The organism is Lysobacter brunescens, from assembly GCF_042677005.1.
In the GTDB taxonomy this organism is placed as follows: Bacteria; Pseudomonadota; Gammaproteobacteria; order Xanthomonadales; family Xanthomonadaceae; genus Lysobacter_I; species Lysobacter_I brunescens.
Genome location: NZ_JBHTIF010000017.1, coordinates 1 through 1,096, shown reverse-complemented (window position 1 = coordinate 1,096; position 1,096 = coordinate 1). Strand labels below are relative to the sequence as shown.

Here is a 1,096-nt window from a genome sequence, read left to right as displayed (position 1 = left end):
TCCGCCAGCGGGATGCCGGCATCCTGCTGCACCGTCAGCAGGATCTGCACCAGCGGGTTGTACGCCGTGCTGCGCGCAGGATTGAGCGCCTCGACCAGGTACTGGAACGGAATCTCCTGGTGTTCCTGCGCCTCCATCACCGCCGTCTTCACCGCCTCCAGCAGCGACAGGAACGACATCCCCGGCGCCACGCGCGTCCGCAGCATCACCACGTTCGCCAGGAAACCGATCGCATCGCTCGTGTCCGCACGGTCGCGGTTCGCCGCAGGCGTCCCGACCACCACATCCTCGCTCCCCGCCCGACGCGCCAACAGCACCGAGAACGCCGCGTGGATCAGCATGAACATCGATACGTTGCCACGCGCACCCAGCGCCACGATCCGCGAGCGCAGCGACTCCGGCAAGCGCCACGCATACGTCTCGCCCTCGAAGCTCTGCAGCTCCGGACGCGGATGATCCGTCGGCAGACCATGCAGTTCCGGCATGCCCTGCAGCCGCGTCTTCCAGTAGCCGACCGAAGCGTCCCACGCACCACCGTCGAGCTGCCGACGCTGCCATACCGCGTAGTCGATGTACTGCAGCGGATCGGCCGCGCTGCGCCGTGAAGCCCCCTCGACGATCGCGGCGTACTCGGACTCGAAATCACGCCAGAACACATCGATCGACCATCCGTCGGCCGCGATGTGGTGGATGCACAGCAGCAGCACCGTCTCCTGCGGGCGCGCCACCGCATCCATGCGCAGCAGCAGGCCCGACGACAGGTCGAAGGCGTGCGACGCGCAGGCGCGTGTCGCCTGGTCCATCCACGCCTTGCGTGCGTCCCCGTCCAGCGCACCGGCATCGAGCACGCCCAGGCGGAACGCGACGTCCTCGCGCACCGTCTGGAACAGTTCGTCGTCCTTCAGCTCGAACATCGTCCGCAGCGCACCGTGCCGCTCGATCACCGCCGCGACGGCGCGTTCGACCGCGTCCAGGTCCAGGGCTCGGTCGAAACGCCGGGCATCGAAGATGTTGTAGCTGCCATGCGTCGGCGCCACCTGTTCGATGTACCACAGCTGCTTCTGCGCGAACGAGGCCGGCGCCGTGCCCGTGGGCG

The 1,096-nt window shown here is 68.1% G+C and carries 1 protein-coding gene; it reads right to left on the bottom strand.

Features of this window, described 5'->3' with window-relative positions:
• On the bottom strand, positions 1 to 1,096 hold a 1,096-nt coding region (locus ACFQ0E_RS19135; protein ID WP_386826623.1), incomplete at both ends, for a condensation domain-containing protein.